Annotated in this window: 13 protein-coding genes; 7 read left to right on the top strand and 6 right to left on the bottom strand. The window is 70.6% G+C overall.

From position 1 onward, the window contains the following. Positions 1-91: 91 nt before the first annotated feature. Complete coding sequence (locus AB0M73_RS43400; protein ID WP_363904696.1) at positions 92-1,474, bottom strand: aldehyde dehydrogenase family protein; 1,383 nt, start codon at positions 1,472-1,474, stop codon at positions 92-94. A 76-nt stretch (positions 1,475-1,550) separates the two neighbouring features. Here AB0M73_RS43400 and AB0M73_RS43405 point away from each other — a divergent pair, with 76 nt between their 5' ends. The 3 genes from AB0M73_RS43405 to AB0M73_RS43415 are packed head-to-tail and all read left to right on the top strand — an operon-like array spanning position 1,551 to position 4,700. Next, positions 1,551-2,990 (top strand): aldehyde dehydrogenase, encoded by a 1,440-nt coding sequence (locus AB0M73_RS43405; protein WP_363904699.1) that lies wholly within the window; start codon positions 1,551-1,553, stop codon positions 2,988-2,990. Then, the gene (locus tag AB0M73_RS43410; RefSeq protein ID WP_043717491.1) at positions 2,983-3,858 is read left to right on the top strand and encodes a 3,4-dihydroxyphenylacetate 2,3-dioxygenase; all 876 of its coding nucleotides are present in this window, start codon (positions 2,983-2,985) and stop codon (positions 3,856-3,858) included. Before AB0M73_RS43405 ends, AB0M73_RS43410 begins: the two co-directional genes overlap by 8 nt. Continuing rightward, positions 3,855-4,700, top strand: a complete 846-nt coding sequence (locus tag AB0M73_RS43415; protein WP_363904703.1) for a fumarylacetoacetate hydrolase family protein — start codon at positions 3,855-3,857, stop codon at positions 4,698-4,700. Before AB0M73_RS43410 ends, AB0M73_RS43415 begins: the two co-directional genes overlap by 4 nt. On the opposite strand, the gene AB0M73_RS43420 is transcribed toward AB0M73_RS43415, so the two are convergent. Together AB0M73_RS43420 and AB0M73_RS43425 are read right to left on the bottom strand one after the other, a co-directional pair. After that, positions 4,701-5,270, bottom strand: a complete 570-nt coding sequence (locus tag AB0M73_RS43420) for a MarR family winged helix-turn-helix transcriptional regulator (RefSeq protein ID WP_043717492.1) — start codon at positions 5,268-5,270, stop codon at positions 4,701-4,703. A gap of 21 nt (positions 5,271-5,291) precedes the next feature. Then, positions 5,292-6,419 carry a nucleotide disphospho-sugar-binding domain-containing protein gene (locus AB0M73_RS43425; RefSeq protein ID WP_363904707.1) on the bottom strand — a complete coding sequence of 376 codons (1,128 nt, stop codon included), beginning with the start codon at positions 6,417-6,419 and terminating at the stop codon, positions 5,292-5,294. A 98-nt stretch (positions 6,420-6,517) separates the two neighbouring features. Between AB0M73_RS43425 and AB0M73_RS43430 the strand changes: the two genes are divergently transcribed. Together AB0M73_RS43430 and AB0M73_RS43435 are read left to right on the top strand one after the other, a co-directional pair. Then, positions 6,518-7,132: a TetR/AcrR family transcriptional regulator C-terminal domain-containing protein gene (locus tag AB0M73_RS43430; RefSeq protein WP_363904710.1), complete on the top strand. Its 615-nt coding sequence runs from the start codon at positions 6,518-6,520 to the stop codon at positions 7,130-7,132. 70 nt (positions 7,133-7,202) lie between these two features. Then, positions 7,203-9,875: a BTAD domain-containing putative transcriptional regulator gene (locus tag AB0M73_RS43435; protein ID WP_363904712.1), complete on the top strand. Its 2,673-nt coding sequence runs from the start codon at positions 7,203-7,205 to the stop codon at positions 9,873-9,875. 1 nt (position 9,876) lies between these two features. Here AB0M73_RS43435 and AB0M73_RS43440 read toward each other — a convergent pair whose 3' ends face one another. The 3 genes from AB0M73_RS43440 to AB0M73_RS43450 form a co-directional block, all read right to left on the bottom strand. Further along, positions 9,877-11,226, bottom strand: a complete 1,350-nt coding sequence (locus AB0M73_RS43440; RefSeq protein ID WP_363904715.1) for an FAD-dependent monooxygenase — start codon at positions 11,224-11,226, stop codon at positions 9,877-9,879. Between the two features lie 48 nt (positions 11,227-11,274). Beyond that, positions 11,275-12,102: a hypothetical protein gene (locus tag AB0M73_RS43445; RefSeq protein WP_363904717.1), complete on the bottom strand. Its 828-nt coding sequence runs from the start codon at positions 12,100-12,102 to the stop codon at positions 11,275-11,277. A 354-nt stretch (positions 12,103-12,456) separates the two neighbouring features. Further along, positions 12,457-12,825, bottom strand: coding sequence for a PadR family transcriptional regulator (locus AB0M73_RS43450; RefSeq protein ID WP_052394553.1), 369 nt, complete (start codon positions 12,823-12,825; stop codon positions 12,457-12,459). A gap of 261 nt (positions 12,826-13,086) precedes the next feature. Between AB0M73_RS43450 and AB0M73_RS43455 the strand changes: the two genes are divergently transcribed. After that, positions 13,087-13,821, top strand: coding sequence for a GAF and ANTAR domain-containing protein (locus AB0M73_RS43455; protein ID WP_084579338.1), 735 nt, complete (start codon positions 13,087-13,089; stop codon positions 13,819-13,821). Between the two features lie 158 nt (positions 13,822-13,979). Continuing rightward, the gene (locus AB0M73_RS43460; RefSeq protein ID WP_363904721.1) at positions 13,980-14,831 is read left to right on the top strand and encodes a hypothetical protein; all 852 of its coding nucleotides are present in this window, start codon (positions 13,980-13,982) and stop codon (positions 14,829-14,831) included. The last annotated feature ends 89 nt before the right edge of the window (positions 14,832-14,920 follow it).

A 14,920-nucleotide genomic window follows, 5' to 3' on the forward strand; every position in this document is an offset into this window, starting at 1 on the left:
CCCGGGAGATCTACCCACGCCTGATGGCCGATCTAGCCGCGCTGCCCACCCTCCAAACGGCTTGACAGACCATAGGAGCATCTCGCGGGGGTCAGGGGAAGGCGAGCCAGGTGGTTTTGAGGTCGGTGAACTTGTCCAGGGCGTGGACGGACTTGTCGCGGCCGTGGCCGGAGAGTTTGGCGCCGCCGAAGGGAACGGTGAGGTCGCCTTCCTCGTAGCAGTTGACCCAGACGGTGCCGGCCTTGAGGGAGCGGGAGACGTGGTGGGCGGTGGCGAGGTCGCGGGTCCAGACGGCGGCGGCGAGGCCGTAGGGGGTGTCGCCGGCGAGGGAGAGGGCCTCGGCGGTGGTGGAGAAGGTGAGTACGGAGAGGACAGGGCCGAAGACCTCGGACCGGGCGATGGGCATGGAAGGGTCGACGCGGTCGAGGATGGTGGGTTCCAAGTACCAGCCGCCCGTGTCGTGGAGGCAGGGGCGGCCGCCGGTGAGGAGGCGGGCGCCGCCGGACACGGCCTCGGACACACGGGCCAGGACGGAAGAGCGGTGGGCGGCGCTGACCAGGGGGCCCATGCGGGTGGCGGGGTCGAGGGGGTCGCCGGGGAAGTAGGCGGCGGCACGGGAGACGACCCGGGCCACGAAGTCGTCGGCGATGTCGCGGTGGACGAGCAACCTGGACGCGGCGGTGCACATCTCGCCGGAGTTGAAGAAGATGCCCCAGGCGGCCGTGTCGGCGGCGGCGTCGAGGTCGTAGGCGTCGGGGAAGACGATGTTGGGGGACTTGCCGCCGAGTTCGAGCCAGACCCGTTTCAGGTTGGAATCGGCGGAGTAGCGAAGGAATTCGCGACCGACGGAGGTGGAGCCGGTGAAGGTGACGACGTCGACGCCGGGGTGCAGGCCGAGGGCCCGGGCGGTGACGGGGCCGGGACCGTTCACGACGGTCAGCACGCCGGCAGGCAACCCCGCCTTGCTTGCGAGGTCGGCCAGCAGCAGGGCGGACAGCGGCGACTGCTCGGCGGGCTTCAGAACGACGGTGCACCCGGTGATCAAGGCCGGGGCGAGCTTCCAGGTGGCCATGGTCAAAGGGAAGTTCCACGGCACGACGGCGGCGACGACGCCGGCGGGCTCGCGGGTGACGAGGGCCAGGGCCGAGGCGGAGGACTGGGTGACCTCGCCGGACACCTTGTCGGCCAGCTCGGCATACCAGCGGAAGGTCTTGACCACCGCGGGCACCTCGATCCCCAGTGAATCGCGCAGGGGCTTTCCCATCTCCAACGAAATGGTCCGCGCCAACTCCTCGGCCGAGGCCTCGACGAGATCGGCCAGACGGAACAGGAAGGACGCCCGCTCGCGGGCCGGCAGCCGGGGCCAGGGCCCCTCGTCGAAGGCCAGCCGCGCGGCGCGAACGGCCCGGTCGACGTCCTCGGGACCGGCCTCGTCCACGGACGCGATGACCTTGCCGTCACGAGGCGAAAGCACCTGCAAGGCGACCTCCAACGTCTTGACCGACCCGACGGAGCGACGTACGTTTGGATACAAACGATACTACGGAGACATGATGGTCGACCACTGGATCGGGGGCGAGCGGGTCACCTCCGCGGTCCGCTTCGACGACATCTCCCCCATCGACGGCACGGTTCTCGCCCACGTCTCGCGGGCCTGCCCCTACGAGGTCGACCTGGCCGTGGAGGCGGCCGAGCGGGCCTTCGACAAGCACTGGCGCCGGACCACGCGCGAGCAACGGGCGGAGTACTTGCACAAGATCGCCGACGGCGTGGAGAAGCGCATCGACGAACTGGCCGCGACGGAAACCTCCGACAACGGCGCCCTTCTCCGCTCGCACGTGCGCGGCGTGATGCCCCGCGTGGTGCACAACTTCCGCTTCTTCGCCGACTGGCTGGTCGGCGAGGTCAGCCACCCCGACTTCGACACCCGCGGCCACACCAACCGGGTCAGCTGGGACCCGGCCGGTGTGTGCGCGCTCATCACGCCGTGGAACGCCCCCCTGATGCTGGCCAGCTGGAAGATCGCGCCGGCGCTGGCCGCGGGCAACACGGTGGTGCTCAAGCCGGCCGAGTGGTCCCCGCTGACGGCCTCGATCCTGGCCGACATCACGGCCGAGGCGGGGCTGCCGGACGGCGTTTTCAACGTGGTCAACGGCTACGGCGTGGAAACGGGCCAGCACCTGGTGAACCATCCCAAGCTGCGCCGGATCAGCTTCACCGGCTCGGTCCCCACCGGCCGCGCCATCGCCCAGGCCGCCGCGGCCAATCTGGTGCCGGCCTCGCTGGAGCTCGGTGGCAAGTCGCCCCTGATCGTGTTCGCCGACGCCGATCTGAACCTGGCGGTTCAGTTGGCCGTCGAGCAGTACGACAACTCCGGGCAGGTGTGCCTGGCCGGCGTCCGGCTGCTGGTCGAGGAGTCGGTGGCGGCCGAGTTCCTGGCCGGCTTCCTGACCAGGGCGGACGCCCTGAAGCAGGGCGATCCCCGCGACCCGGCCACCGACATCGGCCCGCTGATCCACCGCCGCCAGCTGGAGCGGGTGGACACGTTCGTCCAGCGGGCCAAGGCCGAGGGCGCGCGGGTGTTGCTCGGCGGCGGCCCGAACACCGACCTGGGCGGCCTGTACTACCGGCCGACGCTGCTCACGGATGTCCGGCCGGGCAGCGAAATCCTCTCCGAGGAGGTCTTCGGCCCGGTGTTGACGGTCCAGACCTTCCGTCGCGAGGAGGAAGCCGTCACGATGGCCAACGACACGCGCTTCGGCCTGGCGGCAACGCTTGTCACGGGCGACCGGGACCGCGCGAAGCGGGTCGCCGACCAGCTCGTCGCCGGCACGGTGTGGGTGAACTGCTTCTTCGTCAGGGACCTGCGGGCGCCGTTCGGCGGCAGCCGCGAGTCCGGGATCGGCCGCGAGGGCGGCAACTGGAGCTTCGATTTCTACTGCGACGTCAAGAACACGGTCTCATCGGAACAGGGGTGGCGGCATGGGTGAGGTTGTCGGCGCGGGTCTGCTCTCCCACGTTCCGACGATCATGCTGCCCGAGCACGAGCGGCGGGAGCTGAACGGCGGCCGGGACTTCACTCTGGTCGCCGGCCTGGAGCGGCTCCGCGCCGAGGTGTTCGAGGCGCTGGACTACGACACGGTGGTGGTGCTGGACTCGCACTGGGCGACCACCGTGGAGTTCGTCGTCACGGCGCACAGCCGGCGGGCGGGGCTGTTCACGTCCGAGGAGCTGCCGCGCGGGATGTGCCGCATCCCGTACGACTTCGAGGGCGATCCGGAGTTGGCCCGCGCGGTGGCCCAGCACGGCGAGAAGCAGGGCACGTGGATCACCCCGATCGACGACCAGTACCTGCCGATCTACTACGCCACCGTCAATCTCTGGCGGTATCTGGGTGTCGAAGGCAAGCGCTGGGTGTCGATCGGCGTCTGCCAGACCGCGGACATGGAGGACAACCTACGGCTGGGCCGGGCGTTGGCGGCCGGCATCGCCGACACCGAACGAAAGGTGCTGTTGATTGCGTCGGGGGCGCTCAGCCACACCTTCTGGCCGCTGCGCGAGCTGCGCCAGCACGAGGCCGGCGGCATCGAGCACATCCGCACGCCGGAGGCGGCCAGGGCGGATCTCCAGCGCATCGACTGGTTCCGCCGCGGTGATCACGCGAGCGTGCTGGACACCATGCCGGAGTTCGCGAAGTTCAAGCCGGAGGCGGGTTTCGGCCACTACCTGATGATGGCCGGCGCGCTGGGCGAGCGGGCCTGGCGGGCGCCGGGGCGGCTGTTCAGCGAGTACGAGAACGCGGTCGGCACCGGGCAGGTGCACGTCTGGTTCGACCGCCCGACGCAGGGGTGGACGTGACCGAGTACCGCAGGATCCTGCTCGACGGGGCCGTTGTCGAGGTCGAAAGACACGGCGACGAGCTACACGCCCCGGACGGCCGCAGAATCACACTGGACGGTGCGGTACACCTGCCGCCGACCGAGCCGTCGAAGATCATCGCGGTGCACCTGAACCACCGCAGCCGAGTCGACGAGTTCCAGGTGACGCTGCCGCCGGCCCCGACCTACTTCCACAAGCCCACCTCGGCGCTGAACGCGCACGGCGGCGCGGTCGTCCGCCCCGAGGGCTGCCGGTGGCTGAACTACGAGGGCGAGGTCGCCATCGTGATCGGCAGGACCTGCCGGAACATCGCGCCGGACGAGGCCGCCGACCACATCCGCGGCTACACCATCGCCAACGACTACGGCCTGCACGACTTCCGCGACACCGACGCCGGCTCGATGCTGCGGGTGAAGGGCTCGGACACGTTGTGCCCCTTGGGTCCCGGCCTCGTGACCGACTGGGACTTCCACGGCCGCACGCTGATCACCCGGGTCAACGGTGAAATCAGGCAGCAGGGCAGCACGGACGAGATGACGTGGGACATGCACTACCTCGTCGCCGACATCGCCCGGACGATCACCCTGTTCCCCGGCGACGTGCTGCTGTCGGGGACGCCGGCCAACTCCCGCCCCGTGCAGCCGGGTGACGTCGTCGAGGTCGAGGTGGACGGCCTCGGCGTGCTGCGCAACCACATCGTCGGCGGACCGACGAAGATCCGCACGGACGTGGGCGCGCAGCCCACCGAGTCCGAAGTGGTCCGTTCCACGGCGCTGGGCGGCGACTGGGAGTTCCGGGGAATCCGGCCGCCGCGGCGCTGACTAGTCGCCGGCGGCGAGACCGGGCAGCGGGCTGGCCTGGACCTGCTGGCGCACCTCGGCCTGACGGGCCGTAGAGGTCTGCTCGAAGTGGTTGAGCATGTGCCGCAGCACCCGGGTCAGCTCGGCGATCCGCCGCGGCGACAGGCCTTCGAGGCTGTACACCTCCTCGGCGTTGAAGCGCGGGAACAGCTCGCACATCAGCGCCTTGCCGCGTTCGGTCAGCGACAGCACGCTCAGCCGGCGGTCGTCGGCCGGCGTGGTGCGGTCGAGCAGCCCCCGGTTGGACAGGGTCCGCGCGACGCCGGTGAGCGTGCCCTTGGAGATGCCGCTCTCCTCGGCCACGTGCCGGGTCTCGATGTCGCCCCAGATCCACACCACCCACAGCACCACGAAACCCGTCCACGACAGGTCCACGTCGCGCAGCACGGACTGCTCGAAGTGGTTGCGCACGACCAGGGCCGTCCGATGCAGGTTGGACAGCGCCATCATCGACTCGACGTCGATCGGCAGGCCGTTGAGGCGCTCGCCGACGGCCTTCTCGGTCTCGCGCAGCGTGTAGTAGCCGGTCACGGCCGCCAGCGTAGCCCTCGGCTAGACCAGTTCGGCCAGCCTGTCAGCCACGAACGCGGGGCTGGGCTGCTCGGCGATCTCGTCCCGCACCTCGGCGGCGGCCTTGGCGAAGGCCTGGTCGTCGAGCACGCGGGTGAGCGCGGGCGCGACCTCCTCCGGCTCGCTGACCGTGAGGCCGACGCCGCGGGTGGCCATGACAGTGGCGTTGAGCGGCTGGTCGGCGAACTTGGGCAGCGCCACCTGGGGCACGCCGTAGACCAGCGGCGTCGCCACCGTCGCCGATCCGCCGTGGTGCACGATCGCGGCGCAGGTCGGCATCAGGGCGTTGAGCGGCATCCAGCCCAGCGGCCGCACGTTGGCCGGCAGCTCCCCGAGGTCCGAGAGGTCGATGTCGCCCAGGGCCAACAACACCTCGATGTCCATTGTGGACAGATCGGCCAGCACGCCGCGCAGCACGCCGACGCCGCCGAGGGCCGGCAGCACGCTGCCGAGGGTGACGCAGACACGGGGCCGGGCCGGCGGCAGCGTCACCCAGCCCGGGACCACGCGCGACTCGTTGTACGGGACGTACCGCATCAGGTGCTGGGTGTCGGTGGCGGTGCCGCCCATGCTCGGCGGCCGGACGTCGATCGTCGCCACCGGGGTGATCGGGGCGTCCGACAGGCCCAGCCGCCGCGCAGTCGGCTCCAGGTAGTCGGCGATGTCCTTACGGGCGGCGAGCACGTGCTCGTCCAGGCCGGCCCACCCCAGCCGGATGCCCTGCTCGACCAGCGGCACGCCGAGGTCGGCGGCGATCAGCCGGCCGGCCCCCTGCTCGGCGGTGGTGATCACCAGGTCCGGTCGGAACGCCCGGGCCACCGGCAGCATGCCGTCGATCATCTGCTCACCGAACCAGCCGAAGCCGCCCCGCTGCGGCTGCCGGTCGGCGTCACCCTTGCGCATCTCGGCGACGGCGGCCATGAACTCCGCCCACAGGTCGCGCTCGGGCAGCGGGTCCACCACCGGCAGGCCGGCGCCGGCGGCCGCGCGGGCCCCGTCGCCGTTGTTGAGCAGCAGCACCTCGTGGCCGGCGGCCCGCAAGGCCCAGGCCAGCGGCACCGTCGGCAGGAAAAGCCCTGATCCGGGCACAGCCGTGCAGACAACCCTCATCGTCCCACTCCCCCTTGATCGTCTTGAGCAGCGCTCAATTGAGCGCTGCTCAAGCTACGGCGGCTAGACTGCTCCCGTCAAGAGGAGAGGGGCCACGGATGCCGCTGCGACGGGACCAGGTGGTCGAGGCCGCGCTGGAGCTGCTGGACGAGGTGGGGCTGGACGCCTTCACCACGCGGGCGCTGACCGACCGCCTCGGCGTGCAGCGCGGCGCCCTGTACTGGCACGTCAAGAGCAAGCAGGACCTGCTGGCCGCGGTCACCGACCTGGTGGTGCGGCCGGTCTTCGCCGACACCGGCGAGAAAGGCGGCGACTGGGCCGACGACCTGGTGGAATTCGCCCACCGGCTGCGCGCCGCCATGCTCGCCCACCGGGACGGCGCCCGGCTCGTGGCCGCGAACGTGACGCTGAGCCAGTCCGGGGTCGAGCTGATGGAGCGCACCCTCGCCCGGTTCACCGACCAGGGCATTCCGCTGCCGATCGCGGCCCGCTGGGGCGACATCATGGCCAGCTACGTCACGGGCTACGTGCTCCAGGAGCAGAGCAGCCCCGCGTTGGTGCCGGTCGAGGTCGGCGAGGTCGACCCCGAGCTGCGGGACTTCTTCACCGACGGGCACCCCAGCAGCGCCGAGACCTTCGCCGCCTCCGTCCGGACCATCGTCCTGGGCATGCGCGCCGAGGCCGACAGCCTGACCCCCGCGAGTCCCGCCTAGCGGCATAGCGAAAGTACGAATCGGTTTCACGCATTCGATGTGACGCTGGGCGGGACTCGCGGGGGGTTGAATGGGTGGGGTGTGGGTCGGGGTGTTGGGGGAGCTGGAGGTTCGGGGGGCCGATGGCGGGCGGGTGGAGGTCGGCGGGGCGATGCTCCGGACGCTGCTGGTGCGGCTGGCGGTGGACGCGGGGCGGATCGTCACGACGGACCGGCTGATCGCCGACCTGTGGCCGGAGTCGGCGCCGGCGGAGCCGGGGGCGGCGTTGCAGTCGCTGGTGGCGCGGCTGCGCCGGGCGGTCGGGCGGGAGGCGATCGGCTCGCATCCCACGGGCTACCGGCTGGACGTCGAGGTCGACACCCAGCAGTTCGAGCGGGCGATCGCCGAGGGACGGCCGCGGGAGGCGCTGGACCTGTGGCGGGGCGCCCCGCTGGCCGACGTCGGTGACGCGGAGTTCGCCCGGGCCCCGATCACGCGGCTGGAGGAGCTGCGGGCAACGGCGGTCGAGGCGCGGATCGACGCCGACATCGCGGCCCAGCGGGACGTGATCGCCGAGGTCGAGGAGCTGGCGGCGGCGCAGCCGCTGCGCGAAGGCTTGCAGGCCAGGCTGATGCTGGCGCTGACGGCGAAGGGCCGCCAGGCCGACGCGCTCACCGCGTACGACCGAGTGCGCAAGCTGCTGGCCGATCAGCTGGGCGTGGATCCGGGGCCGGAGCTCCGGGAGGCGCACCTGCGGGCCTTGCGGACGCCGTCGACCCGCTCGAACCTGCCGGCCCGGCTGACCAGCTTCGTCGGCCGCGACCTGGAGCTGGATCAGGTGACGCGAGCGTTGGCCGGCGCACGGCTGGTGACGCTGACCGGGACCGGCGGCACGGGCAAGACAAGGCTGGCGATCGAGGCGGCGAAGCGGCTGCTGACGGATTTCCCGGACGGCGTCTGGCTCGTCGACCTCACCTCGACGACGGACGTCATGGCGGCGACGCGGGAGGCGCTGGACACGGCCGACCATCCGCGCGACTACCTGGCGACGCGGAACTCGTTGCTGGTGCTGGACAATTGCGAGCACGTGATCGACGCGGCGGCCGACTTCGCGGCGGATCTGCTGGCCCGCTGCCCCCGGTTGAAGATCCTGGCCACCAGTCGCGAGCCGTTGAATGTCACCGGCGAAACGCTGTGCCCGCTGCGCCCGTTGGCCGACAACCAAGCCGTCGCCCTGTTCATGGACCGAGCCCGCGCCGTGAGCCCGGGCTTCCGCACCGACGAGTCCGTTGTGGACATCTGTCGAGCCTTGGACGGCCTGCCGCTGGCGATCGAGCTCGCGGCGGCGCGGATCCGGTCCCTCACGCCGTCCCAGCTCATCGACCGGCTGGGCGACCGAATCGGCTTGCTGGACAAGGGAACCCGGGCCGCCCCGCAACGGCACCGCACGCTGCGGGCGGTGATCGACTGGAGCTGGGACCTGCTCGACGAGGACGAGCGAACCCTGTTGAGCCGGTTGTCGGTCTTCGCCGGCGGGGCGACGCTGGAGGCGATCGAGCAGGTCGCTCAGGGAGCTCTGGACCAGCTGACATCCCTTGTGGACAAGTCGTTGGTCGTGGCGACCGAGGAGCGTTACCGGCTGCTGGAGACGATCCGCGAATACGCTGCGTCCAAACTGGACGGTGACGAGACCCGGCAGCGGCACGCTGACTACTACACGGAACTGGTCGAGCGGGTCGAGCCGTTGCTGCGCGGCCCCGAGCAGGCGGCGTGGCTGGCGCGGTTGACCGCCGAGCGGGCGAATCTGGACCTGGCCATGTCGCCGCGCATGTTCACCGCCCGCCTCTGGCTGTGGCTGGTGCTGGCCCAGTTGCAGGATCCCTTGCGCTGGGCGGAAACCATCGACACTGACGAGGCTCAGCTCCTGAGAGCGCCGACCGAGGAGCTGCTCGACCGCCTCGCCCTGGCGGACGGCCCCGCCACGCTGGCGCTGGTCGTCATCCGCAGCGGCAACAACACGAAACGCCTGGCCGGCATAGCAGACAGGCTCAGCGAGTCCGACGACCCGTGGCGGCGGGCGGCCGGCGAGCTGTTGCACGGCTACGTCGCCTCGGAGATCAGCGATGGCGCCGTCCCTCAAGCCGAACGGCATTTCGCCCAGGCGGCAACGGCTTTCCGTGAACTCGGCGATCAGGTCGGGCTCACCTACGCCTTGACCTTCCTGTCCATCTCCCAGTCCAGCCGCGGCGAGAACGAGGCGGCCCTGCGCTCCGCCTCCGAGGCCCTGAGCCTCGGCGTGCACGTACCCACGCTGTTGCACGTGCAGTCCGCGCAGCTCCAGGCCCGCACCGGCGACATCGCCGGCGCCCGCCTCCTGCTCGAACGGGCCGAGCGCAGCACCCCCAAGGACGATCCAGTGTCCCTGGCCCGAGTGCACAACGCCCTGGCCGAGCTGGAACGCCTCGACGGCAATCTCCCGAAAGCCGTTGCCTGGCATCGAACCGCCCTGGCGGCCGACGTCACCGGCGCCCCCGCGCAGTTCCTGGCGTTGCTGCGAATGAACTACGCGCTCACCCTGACCGCGCTCGGGGAGCGGACGGAGGCCGGCCGGCAGCACGAGATGGCGGTGGAGTTGGCCATGCAGACCAAGGACGCGCCCGCACGGGCCGTGGTGCTGGAGGCGCAGGCGGCATGGTTCGACAGCGGCGGCGACCAAGACCGGGCCGCCGCCCTCCGCGCGAAAGCCGCGGCGCTGAGGGGATGAACTACCAGCGCCCCAGGTACTGGCGGACGTCCGCCGCCTCGGTGGCGATCATGCCGATGTAGCCGTCCGGCCGCACCACGACATAGGCGTCCTCGATGTCGTAAGCGGGCGCGTCGGTCACCGATACCCCACCGGGGTACGAGGCGGCGCCGAAGGTCAACACGGTGAACTGGGGGCCACGCAACGCCTCGTGGATGCGCCGCGAACCGGCCAGCCCGTCGGGCGCGCGGTCGCCCGCTCGCAGCGATCCCGGAGACGGCCGGGTGTCGACGGAAAGCTTGCTGTCCCGGTAGTGCAGACCCAACTGCCGAAGGACCGGGTCGGAGCGGTCCATGGCGTCGTCCCGGCGGTCGATGCCGCGGGTGAAGAGCTTGTTGCTGATGCCGAGCACGTCGGCGGCGATGGGCAGCCGCTCGGACTCGTAGCTGTCGAGCAGTTCCTCCGAGCCGGAAGCCAGCTTCCAGCCCAGGTTGTACGCGTCCTGCACCCCGGTGTTGAGCCCCTGCCCGCCGGCCGGCGTGTGCACGTGCGCGGCGTCGCCGGCCAGGAACACCCGGCCGACGCGGTAGCGGTCCACCATGCGCACGTTTGCCCGCCACTGGCTGGACCACCCGACGTCGGTGACGGTGAAGCCGGCGACCTCCCGCACCAGCCCGGGCAGGTCCACCGAGTCGTACCGCGTGGTGGTGAGCTGGAAGGTGTCGGTGCCGGCCATGGGGCACAACGCCAGCACCGGTCCTTCGGCGTTGGTCCAGATGTGCCAGTGGTCCCGGTCCAGCCCCGTCACACGGACGTCGGCGATCTGGATCCGGTGCTGCTCGAAGGTCTCGCCGATGAACTCGACGCCGGTGGCCTTGCGCACGACGCTGCGGCCGCCGTCGGCGCCGACGAGGTAGCGGGCCCGCACGGGCTGCCCGTCCAGCATCGCGGTGACGCCGTCGGAGTCCTGGGTGAAGCCCTGGAACTCGACGCCGGCCTCGACCCGCCCGCCGAGCTCGGTCAGCTTGTCCCGCAGGATCTCGGCGGTGCGCCATTGCGGCAGCATCAACGGGTTCGGGTACGGCACGTCGGGGCGCGCGTCCACGGTCGGGGCCATCACGCGTTCCCAGGCCACCTGCCCGTCCTGGTAGCCGCGCATCGGCGGGTACGGGCCGCCGTGCTTCTGGGCGGCGTCGAGCACGCCGAGGTCGGCGAACACTTCGAGGGTGCGGGGCTGGATGCCCTTGCCGCGGGAGCCGGCGAACTCGGTGTCACGGTCGACGATGCGGTGGGCGACGCCGCGCCGGGCGAGGTCGACGGCGAGGGTGAGTCCGGTCGGGCCGGCGCCGACGATGAGGATTTCGTTGTCCATGACGCACACCGTGCCCGGGGCCGCTGTCAGGCCACCGACACCACGCTGTCAGTGCGCCCGTTTACGCGCGACCGTCCTGCCGGTGTCGATGAGGAAGTCGTCGAACAGATTGGGCAGGTACGCCACCAGCAGCCCGACCGCGGAGAAGGCCCCGCCGACCGGGTTGAGGCGGGACAGCGCCCAGGCGAAGGCGCAGCCGCGGTAGGCCGGCACCGGCGTGGTGACATCGGTGAACCAGGTCAGGAACGGCATGCGCAGCTCGCGGATGCGCGAGTTGACCAGCGGGCCGCCCAGCGCCAGCAGCGCCGTGGGCTCGTTGCGCATGGCCCAGCGGTACACCTGGGAGAACTGGAAGAACCGCCATTCGGCGGCGGTCGGCGCCACGCCGATGGCGTCGGCCAGGGCCAGGCCGTGCTCGGTGGCGGCCTGCTCGGCCCGGCTCCAGGCGGCGTCGTGCACGCTGCGCCGGTCGAGCTCGCCGTCACTGAGCCGACGTAAGTACGTAGCCCATTCGGTGGAGCCGGGATTGCCGAACGTGTCCCCGGACAGACCGAGCGCGAGGGCCGTCCCGCGCTCGATCCCCTCCAGAATGGACGCGTCCACAATGGACATCCAGCTGCCCGGCCGAGCCAGCTCGTCGTCCCGGAAGAATTCGAGCACACCTTCGATGTTCCGCCATCGACAAGGGTCGACGGCCAGCCGGCTGGCCCACTCCGATTGCAGGTCACGCAGGAAATCCAGGCGGTCGACCACCGACATGTGGTCGAGCTCGGCCACGGTGTGACCGAGCGGGCGGGCCGCGGCCCGCCGGACGCGCGGAACCGCTACCGGCGCGACGGAGGCGCAGGTGTCGGCGATCACACTTCGGGCGTACACAGGGCTCCCCGGGGCCAAGAATCACGACATCGCCCGAAAATCGTATCCGCCCCGAATGGGTGCACCGGTCGTCACATTGGGCGAACCACTGCGGCCGAGCAGCGGATCTTGAAGAAAGCCCAGGTCATGACATCTGTCTAGTGTGGTCGGTCACGTAACAATGTGAAAAAGTCCTGGCCTGCCACAGGAAGATCGCCACGCACCGTGCAGGCATGGTCGACGGAGCGCACTTGTCGGGCCCGCCGACCGTGACTCCACAATGGACCGTGCCGGCGATCCCTTTGTGTAGAAGAAGATCACCGCCGTCGGCGACGGGCGGCAGCCAGGACCGCCGTACGGCCTAAGCCAATCAGCTCATCTCTGGAACCGATAGACCGCGGCGCCACGGGAGTTCTCCGCGCGCCGGGCGTACCGGTGCAGGAACGCGTCGATCGACGCGCGGGTGCGGGTGAGCGCGGCGGCCGACTCGGCCAGCACCGCGGCCCCGTTGGCGGTCAGGTGGTACATCCGCCGGGCCGGCCCCGGCGTGGCCGTGGTCCAGCTGGAACACACCAGCCCGGCCCGCTCCAGGTTGCGCAGCGCGCGGTAGATGCCGCTGGCGTCGTTGTCCACGCCGCACAACAGCCGCAGCCGCTCGATGAGCTCGTAGCCGTGGTCCGGCCGCTCGTCGAGCAACAGAAGCAGGCATGGTTGGACGAAGTTGCGCGGTTCCCCGTCGCGCATCAGGCGTCTCCTCCTGCTGAATTCATGACGGCCTCCACGTCGAATTCTCGCCCGTGACCCCGACCAAGGATAAAACCGAATGACACCCACGCACAGGGAGACCGCCGCGTCCAATCGGGTACCGAACGAGCCCCGTTCACCGGGTAAATCAAGGATGCAGCCGCCGAAAGGTAGAGTGTGCTCTGGTCCGACCGGAACAACCGGAACCCATTTGGCCTGATAACGTGCGGCGGCCACCGACGGCACCGGTACGGTTCAACGATGACCGCGATGTCCCCGGCGCGGCTGGCGGAAACGTTCGCCCGCATCGCCGATACGCTCGTCGACGACTTGGACCATGTCGAGTTCGCTCGATTTCTGACCGCCCGCGCGCGGGAAACGTTGCTCGTGCCCGCCGTGGGCGCGGTTCTCGTCGACCATCGTGGACAGACCCACATCGGCCACTCCGCGCCCGATCGGCTCGCCGCTTCGCCATTGTGGCCGCTGCTGCGCGGCGACGGGCCGAGCATGGAGTGCCACCGCACCGGAACCGCGATCGTGGTGCCCGACACCGACCAGCGAAACAACCGATGGAACCGTTTTCTCGCCGAGGCGAGGGCGGCCGGCTTCGGCTCGCTCACCGCCGTGCCGTTACGCGTGCGGGAAACCACGATCGGGGCCTTGACGGTGCTACGGGCCGAGCGTGGAACACTGTCGGATCAGGACAGCCGAATCGTCGAGGCGATGGCGCTGACCGCCGCCGCCGGCGTGCGCAGACTGGGGGAGCTGACGCAGGCGCAAACGCTCGCCGCGCAGCTCCAGACCGCGTTCAACAGCCGAATAGTGATCGAACAAGCCAAAGGCGTGCTCGCCGAACGGCACGGCAGCTCGGTGGACGGCGCATTCGGCGCTCTTCGCGAGTACGCCAGGCGGCGCAACCTGCGCCTGTCCGACCTCGCGAACGCCGTCGTCGCCGGATCGGAGCAGGTGCCGCCGCTGCCGCCGGCATCGAAGTGATCTTCGTCCTGATGGGTTGCGACGTTAATTCACCGGGTGCAAAGTTGACCCTGAATGGACGAATTCGCCGCGCATTGTCGCCGGCCCTCGTCCGTCGCACCGCTCCGGACCCTGGCGGATCACCACTTCATGCGTGAGAAGCACCAGGGAGGTGTGCCGTGTCCGGGTGGGTGTCCGTCTCGGCCCAGCGGTCCGCGTACACCGGTGAGCCGCTGAGCCGGGCCAGCGCCGCGGTGGGTGATCTGGCGGGCCACGGACTCGACTTCTGTTCGGCCGGCCAGCGCCGCTTCCGCGCCCTGCTCGCCCTGCTGGCGTGCAATTCCGACGGCACCGAGAACCAGTTGACGCGGTGGCAGCTCGACTGGTCGGTGGCCGGCCGCATCGTCTACTCCCCCGAGCAGCACGCCCTCGTCGTGCTCACCCCTATTCCACACCTGCTGGCCTCGGCCGCGCTGGTGCACCCGGATCCGGTGCGGCGCCAGGGTTTGCCGGGGCTGCGCCCGCTCAACGCCCATCCCGACGGGCTGTGGTTCCGGCTTCGGCACGTGCCGACGCGCACGCTGCTGCGCATCGAAGCAGTCGAATCCGAGGGCACGGCGGTGCATCCGCAGGTGCCGATCGCGTGGGAGATCGCCAGCCGCAGCTGGGAGATCCTGCCCGAAGAGGACGTGGCGCTGCGGTCGGTGCCGCCGATGCACGTCGACGCCGAGCAGCTGATGGCCGCCGTGGTGGTGCGCCTGGGTTCCGACGACCCGGAAGGCCGCTGGCACGTGGGGGCGACGCTCGCCCGTGCGCACCAACGGGGAACGCCCTCGCCGCTGCGGTCGTTGTGGGGCCGGGGCCGACATTGGCAACTGGTGTGCCGGGACCGGGCCACCGTGACAGGCTTGTGTTCGGCGTTGACGGGCGCGGAGATCGGCCTGGCCGGGGCGGTGCTGTTGGAGCGGACGAGGTCCACCGCCCTGATCGGCCACCGGGAGGCGACGCTGCGGCTGGTCGGTCCCGGATGACGGGCCGATCGGCCCGGCGGTCGTGTGCACGCCACACCTTCCGATAAGGTCTATACCAATACCGCCAAGCTGCCGTGGCGGCAGTCGGA

Source organism: Kutzneria sp. NPDC051319 (assembly GCF_040682195.1).
GTDB lineage: Bacteria > Actinomycetota > Actinomycetes > Mycobacteriales > Pseudonocardiaceae > Kutzneria.

Excerpts from the sequence above, each read along its gene's own strand:
- AB0M73_RS43405 (WP_363904699.1), top strand. The coding sequence starts at position 1,551 with ATGATGGTCGACCACTGGATCGGGGGCGAGCGGGTCACCTCCGCGGTC.
- AB0M73_RS43410 (WP_043717491.1), top strand. The coding sequence starts at position 2,983 with ATGGGTGAGGTTGTCGGCGCGGGTCTGCTCTCCCACGTTCCGACGATC.
- AB0M73_RS43425 (WP_363904707.1), bottom strand. The coding sequence starts at position 6,419 with ATGAGGGTTGTCTGCACGGCTGTGCCCGGATCAGGGCTTTTCCTGCCG.
- AB0M73_RS43430 (WP_363904710.1), top strand. The coding sequence starts at position 6,518 with ATGCCGCTGCGACGGGACCAGGTGGTCGAGGCCGCGCTGGAGCTGCTG.
- AB0M73_RS43435 (WP_363904712.1), top strand. The coding sequence starts at position 7,203 with ATGGGTGGGGTGTGGGTCGGGGTGTTGGGGGAGCTGGAGGTTCGGGGG.
- AB0M73_RS43440 (WP_363904715.1), bottom strand. The coding sequence starts at position 11,226 with ATGGACAACGAAATCCTCATCGTCGGCGCCGGCCCGACCGGACTCACC.
- AB0M73_RS43450 (WP_052394553.1), bottom strand. The coding sequence starts at position 12,825 with ATGCGCGACGGGGAACCGCGCAACTTCGTCCAACCATGCCTGCTTCTG.
- AB0M73_RS43455 (WP_084579338.1), top strand. The coding sequence starts at position 13,087 with ATGACCGCGATGTCCCCGGCGCGGCTGGCGGAAACGTTCGCCCGCATC.